This is a genomic window from Betaproteobacteria bacterium (genome assembly GCA_016791345.1).
GTDB lineage: Bacteria > Pseudomonadota > Gammaproteobacteria > Burkholderiales > JAEUMW01 > JAEUMW01.
This window is the reverse complement of sequence record JAEUMW010000124.1, coordinates 1-6,400: the sequence shown is the minus strand read 5'-3', so window position 1 is coordinate 6,400 and position 6,400 is coordinate 1. Positions and strand designations below refer to the sequence as shown.

At 67.5% G+C, this 6,400-nt stretch carries 5 protein-coding genes; 3 read left to right on the top strand and 2 right to left on the bottom strand.

Features of this window, described 5'->3' with window-relative positions; genetic code table 11:
- Both JNK68_04985 and JNK68_04980 read left to right on the top strand, forming a co-directional pair.
- Positions 1 to 1,531, top strand: a 1,531-nt coding sequence (locus JNK68_04985) for a hypothetical protein (GenBank protein ID MBL8539708.1), incomplete at its 5' end; no start/stop codon positions are given.
- A gap of 98 nt (positions 1,532 to 1,629) precedes the next feature.
- Complete coding sequence (locus JNK68_04980; protein ID MBL8539707.1) at positions 1,630 to 2,703, top strand: hypothetical protein; 1,074 nt, start codon at positions 1,630 to 1,632, stop codon at positions 2,701 to 2,703.
- Between the two features lie 71 nt (positions 2,704 to 2,774).
- On the opposite strand, the gene citF is transcribed toward JNK68_04980, so the two are convergent.
- Positions 2,775 to 4,319, bottom strand: coding sequence for a citrate lyase subunit alpha (citF, locus tag JNK68_04975; GenBank protein ID MBL8539706.1), 1,545 nt, complete (start codon positions 4,317 to 4,319; stop codon positions 2,775 to 2,777).
- Positions 4,320 to 4,437: 118 nt separating this feature from the next.
- Entirely contained in the window at positions 4,438 to 5,304 is an 867-nt protein-coding gene (locus JNK68_04970; protein ID MBL8539705.1) for a pirin family protein, read from the bottom strand.
- Between the two features lie 124 nt (positions 5,305 to 5,428).
- Here JNK68_04970 and JNK68_04965 point away from each other — a divergent pair, with 124 nt between their 5' ends.
- Positions 5,429 to 6,337: a LysR family transcriptional regulator gene (locus tag JNK68_04965; GenBank protein ID MBL8539704.1), complete on the top strand. Its 909-nt coding sequence runs from the start codon at positions 5,429 to 5,431 to the stop codon at positions 6,335 to 6,337.
- The last annotated feature ends 63 nt before the right edge of the window (positions 6,338 to 6,400 follow it).

Genomic DNA, 6,400 nt, shown 5'->3' with positions numbered 1-6,400 from the left:
CAAGCGCGTGAACGCCCTGCGCGCAGCCGACACCCGCCTGCAGCGCGCCGACCCCAAGTACGCGACGCGTGCCGATGCCAACCTCGCGCACTTCCTGACGCCGCGTCCGGACACCAAGCTCGACGTGATTCGCTACGGCGGGCTTGCGCTTCAGGTCGGAGCGGACCTCAACGCACCCGGTGTCTATGTCTGGCTTCACGTGAGCGCACTGCAGAAGGCGAGCCGGCTTGCGAACGAACCCAACCTCACGCCGGACGAGCGACGTGCGCTCGTGCGCGCGATGCTGTTCGACGAAGCCTTCGCCCTGCATTTTCTGGAGGACATGCATGCGTCCGGTCACGTCGCCGGCAGCTGGGGCGATGTGTCGCAACGCAAGGGGACCCACGACTTCTACAACCAGAACGGCCTCGAAGTGTTCACCTGGAAGGGGCGTGACCACACCGTCGTTCTCATGGGTGATGCGCACATGCGTCCCGAGGATGCCGAGTTTGCTGCCCACGCAGTGCGCACGAGCCTCGAGCAGGTGCTCGATACGGCGACCGGCCGGTCGCGCGGGTACGACGTTCCGTACGCTGCGACGGCGCCTGCGGCGCCCGAAACCTTCGACATCTGCAAGAACCTCACTTTTCCCGAGCGCAATCTGGCCTTGGGCACCGGCAAGAGTCCCTACCGTCCCCTGTTCGAGGAAACGCTTCTGGAAACTCCGGTCCCGGGTCTGGGTCCGGGGCTGGGAGCACAGCCCAGGGCACGCAGCGAAGTCGGGGCATTCGTCGGATTGGTCGGATCGATCGACGGGCGCGGCATCAACGGCGGCTTCGCGTCGGGGCAGAACCAGAACGGCTTCATCTATGGGCTCGATATTGCGGTTCGCGCCGGCCTGGGCTTGGAGGGAGCGCTCGGGGATGCCGGCGATGGACTGGCCTTTCTGCAGGTCGGCTTTACCGCCGACAGCCCCTCGACCAACAACTTTTCCGATACCGGTGTGGGGGCCGCGCTGACCGGCAGTCTGGGGGCGGCGATCCCGGCGCGCACGGGGCTCTCCGGCCGCATCCGCATGCCGTACTACCTGCTTCCCGGCGATCTGCTGTTCCTCGCGCCGGTGTACTTCTTCGACCCCGAGCGCTATTCGCAGATGGCGGTGAGCGCCGCCAACGGAGGCATGTTCGGCTGGCAGGCCGGTTGGGCAACACCCATCGGACGCTTTCAGTTCGTTCTCGGGCGCGAGGTCGGGATCGTCGCTTATGGCCTGTTGAACACGGATCAGATGATCGTGCCGAACGATCGCCCGGACGGCCTCGGGCGCGTGGTCAACTTCAAGTCGATCTATGTCGAACTGCCGCTCGTCGAGTATCGTCCGTATCGATCCTTCTCTTCCAACCAGAGTTCGGAACTCATGTTCCAGTTCTTCGTGGCCGCGGACTTCCCCTACGACAGCAAGGTGGAACGCCCGATCGGAGGCTCTCCGGCCGATCTGCAGACGGTCTACTCGCTGGGACTTCGCATGTTGTTCGACTGGAGATACTACTGGTGATGGCAATCGGAATGCGCGACGCACCCCAGGGCACGGACCCGAACCGCCCTGCGCGATGCGCCGCACGCAAGCCGGCTCGTGCAGCCGGTTCGATCGTAATGGCTTTGTTGTCGGGCGTGCTGGCGGGGTGCGCATCGAAACCGTTGCTGCCGTTCTCGACCGACACGCCGCCGCTCGCGCTCGTGCCTGCGGCTCAGACCGGCGTCGTGGACAAACGTGCACGCTTCCGGGAGATCTATTGCGCGGTGCTCGATGCACGAAAGGATGCAACTCCGGACTACCGGCCCTGCGATGAGGCACTGACGAAGGTCGGCACGGAGCCGGCAGCAACGGGAAAGCCGGTCGAGCTCGGATCGTCCCGCCGCGGCCTCGTCGCGCTCGTGGTGGCAGGCATCGGGTATGAGTGCTTCGAGGAATGGCTGGACCCGACCGGCAGTGTCGCAAAGCATGTGCGTGCCTACGGCTATGACCAAGGATTGCTCAAGGTCGACGCGCTTTCGAGCAGCGCGAACAACGCCCGCCAGATTCGCGATGCGCTGCTGGCGATGCCGGCCGAAGGGGCGCCGCGCCTCGTCCTGATCGGGTATTCCAAGGGAGCGCCCGACATCCTCGAAGCGGTGGTCGCCTATCCGGAGATTCGCTCGCGGGTGGCTGCCGTGGTGAGTGCAAGCGGCGCCGTCGGCGGATCGCCGCTGGCCAACGACGCCGAGCAGTATCAGGCCGATCTGCTGCGACACTTTCCCGGCGCCACCTGCGGGTCGGGCGATGGCGGTGGCGTCGCGAGCCTGCGTCCCGCCGAGCGTCAGGCATGGCTCGCGCAGAATCCGCTGCCGGGCGGACTTCGCTACTACTCGCTCGTCACCCTTCCGCAGCCGGAGCGCATCTCGCGCATCCTCAAGTCGAGCTACGACAAGCTCGCGCGCATCGACGGGCGCAACGACAGCCAAGTGATCTTCTACAACCAAGTGATTCCGGGCAGCGTTCTGGTCGCCTACCTGAATGCCGACCACTGGGCGATCGCGGTGCCGATCTCGCGTTCACATCCAACCATCAGCGCGATGTTCGTGACCGAGAACGCCTATCCCCGCGAGGCGCTGGCCGAGGCACTGCTGCGATTCATCGAGGAGGACCTCGATACGCCGCAGCAGGCAGCGCCTTCCGGAACTCGCTAGGGGCTCGTCCTGCCCGCGCCTCTGGCTCCGGCGTGAGCAGCACTGCCACCGATCAAGGATCGTGAAACCGTTCACGCTCCGGTTTCCCTGACGACATCGATGACGCTGCCGTCGCGATATTCGACCACGGCCACTACGCGCCCGTGCGCCGAGGGTTTGCGGGCGGTGTTCACGCTTTGTGCCGCCGCCTTTTCCCGCAGTGCGTCGATGGACACGACCGGAAGCCCGGCGCACACGAGCCGCTCGCGCAGATCCTCCCGCCGCGGGTTCACGGCCACGCCGGCGTCCGTCACCAGCGCATCCACCGTCTCGCCCGGTGTCGTGACCGTGGTCACGCTGTCCACCACCTTGGCATAGCCGCCGGCGTTGAGCCGGGTCGTCACCAGGGCGAGCTTGGCGCCCGCCGCGCAGTCGGCGTGTCCGCCGGAGCCGCCCATGATGCGACCGTCCGCGCCCGTCGTCACGTTGACGTTGAACTCGCGATCGATCTCGGCCGCGCCCAGGATCATCGCGCTCAGGCGGTTGACCACAGCGCCCCGGTTGTGCGGATTCCCATACATCGAAGCCGTCATCGCCTGGTGCAGCGGATTGCGTCGATAGGAATCGACCGCACGCAGATCGAAGCACTGCACGTCGAAGAGCGCGCGGAAGAGTCCGGTCTCGAGCATGTCCACGATGTAACCGGTGATGCCGCCGGCCGCGAAGCTGCCCTGCACGTTTCTGCGGTACATGGTCTCGCGCAGCGAGTCCGCCACCGCCAGCGAAATGCCGCCGGCACCGGTCTGGAACGAGAAGTCCTCGCCGAGGAGCCCCGAGGCTTCGATCACCCTCGTCGCCATGTCGGCGATCTGCAGTCCGACGGGATCGGTCGTCGCGCGGGTGATGCCGGAGACGATGCCTTTCGGGTCGCCGATCGAATCCACCGCAACCACGAAGTCGACCTGGTCCTGCGTGATGTCGATCGGGCAGGCCGGATAGGGGACGAGATGGTCGGTGACCGCGACCACCCAGTCGGCATAGCGCACGTCGGTCGCGGCATAGCCGAGCGTGCCGCACGCGGACACGCCGTCGACGCCGTTGATGTTGCCGTAGGTGTCGGCGGTCGGCGCAGCGACGAAGGCGACGTCTATGTGCAGGTCGCCCGCCTCGATGGCCCGCGCGCGCCCGCCGTGCGTGTACATGACGATCGGCCGGGCGAGCGCGCCGTGCGCGATCGCCTCGCCCACCGGCCCGGCGATGTAGGTGGCACAGAGCCCCGTCACCACGCCGCTCGCGAAGTGATCGACCAGGGGCGCGTGTACCGGGAAGAGCGAACTCGACGCGACGCGAACGTCGCGAATCCCGAGCCGCGCGATCTCGGCGAGCACCCGGTTGAGCACGTGATCGCCGTCGCGCAGATGGTGGTGAAACGAGATGGTGGCACCGTCCCTGAGGCCGCACGCGCGGATCGCCGTCGCGATGTCGGGCAGCACCTTCTGCCGGTCCGGCACGGCGCTCGTCAAGGTCGCCGTGGTGCGCGTCACCACACCCAGATTGTCGAACGCGCCGGTGAACGGTCTGACCGCGCGATAACCCGCGATGTGGGCCGGTATCTCCCTGCCCACGCTGTTCTTCACGTCGCCTCCTCCGGCACCGCAGCACAAGCGCCGTCGTTCACGCCCCGCGCGGCGTCCGTGCGGCGATGATACGACATCGTCACGCGGGGCCGGCGCGAGCCCCGCGCAACCCGACTGCTCACTGCGCCATCGCGCCGAAGCGGCCGCCGTTGAAGTCGTCGATGGCCTGGCGGATCTCGGCCCGCGTATTCATCACGAACGGCCCGTAGCCGGAGATCGGCTCGTCGATCGGCGCGCCGGCAAGCAGCAGGATCGTCGTCTCGCTCATGGCCTCCACGCAGATGCCGCCGCCGTCCCGCGCAAGCACGACCATCTGCCCGTCGCGCGCGGGTTCGCCGTCGTTCACCCGAGCCGATCCGCGCAGAACGACGAGGGCCGCCGTGTGGCCTTCCGGCACGTCGAACTCGACGCGGCTGCCCTGCTTCACGCGCACGTCCCAGACCTCCATCGGCGTGAAGGTTCGCGCCGGACCGCGGCGTCCGTCAAAGGCGCCGGCGATCACGCGCACGCTGCCGGCCGCGCCGGGCAGGTCCACCCGGGGAATGTCGCGGTCGAGCAAGGTCTGATAGCCGGGCGCCGCACGCTTGTCGCGGGCGGGAAGATTCACCCACAGCTGCACCATCTCGAGCGTGCCGCCGGTGCGCGTGAATTCCGTCGAATGAAACTCCTCGTGCAGGATGCCGGACGCCGCCGTCATCCACTGCACGTCGCCGGCGCCGATGCGCCCGCCGCTGCCGGTGGAATCGCGGTGTTCCAGCTCGCCCTGATAGACGATGGTCACCGTCTCGAAGCCGCGGTGCGGATGCACGCCGACACCACGCGGGCGCGCTGCCGGGGCGAAGTGCGCCGGTCCCGCGTAGTCCAGCATAAGGAAGGGGCTCAGGTGCGCGCCCATCGTGTCGTAGGAAAACAGCGTGCGTACCGGAAAACCGTCGCCCACCCAGTGCGAGCGCGGACTTTCGTAGACGCCGAGGATTCTCTTCATTGCGTTCCTCCTTGATGGGGGCCGAGGCGGCCTCGTACGCAACGAAGAATAGGGGCGTCACGTCGCGGGCAGTAGACGCCGTAATGTATCCTCAGCGTCCTGCCCATGGAACGACGGGGCGAGGATGCAGCGGGACCTCAACGACCTCTTCTACTTCGCGCAGGTGGTGGACCACCGGGGGTTCGCGCCAGCAGCACGCGCGCTGGGTCTGCCGAAGTCGAAGCTGAGCCGCCGCATCGCGCTGCTGGAGGAACGGCTCGGCGTGCGCCTCATCCAGCGCTCGACCCGCCGCTTCTCGGTCACGGACATCGGCCAGCGCTACTACGCCCACTGCAAAGCGATGCTGGTGGAAGCGGATGCCGCACAGGACGCCATCGAGATGACGCACTCGGAACCGTGCGGGGTGGTGCGGATCACCTGCCCGGTCGCGCTCCTGCATGCGCGGGTGGCTGAGATGCTGGCGGCGTTCCTGATCGAGCATCCGCGCGTGACCCTGCACCTCGAAGAGACCAACCGTCGCGTCGACGTGATCGCGGAAGGCATCGATGTCGCGATCCGCGCCCGCATGCCGCCGCTGCAGGACAGCGACCTGATCGTGAAGGTTCTCGGCAAACGCAGGTGGGGCCTGGTCGCAAGCCCGTCGCTGCTGCACCGCCATCCCGCGCCGAAGGTGCCGGCGGATCTCAACACGCTGCCGACCCTCGACCAGGGACCACCGCGACCGGAACACGTGTGGCAGCTCGAAGGCCCCGAGGGTGCGACAGCCGCAATCAGGCACACGCCGCGTCTGGTGACTGACGACATGACCACACTGCGCTGTGCCGCGGTCGCCGGCGTCGGCATCGCATCGCTGCCGACGATGATGGTCGGCGACGAGCTTCGCGCGGGCGCGCTGCTGCAAGTGCTGCCCGGATGGGCACCGCAGTGCGGCGTCATCCACGCCGTGTTCCCCTCCCGGCGCGGACTGCTGCCTGCGGTGCGCCGGCTCATCGATTTCCTGGCGGAGCGCTTCGCGCGGATCGACGAGGAGTAGCAGGACACCTGCCGCACGTGGCGGCCGCAGTATCGGCGCAGCCAGCGGAGTTGAAGCGCCGCC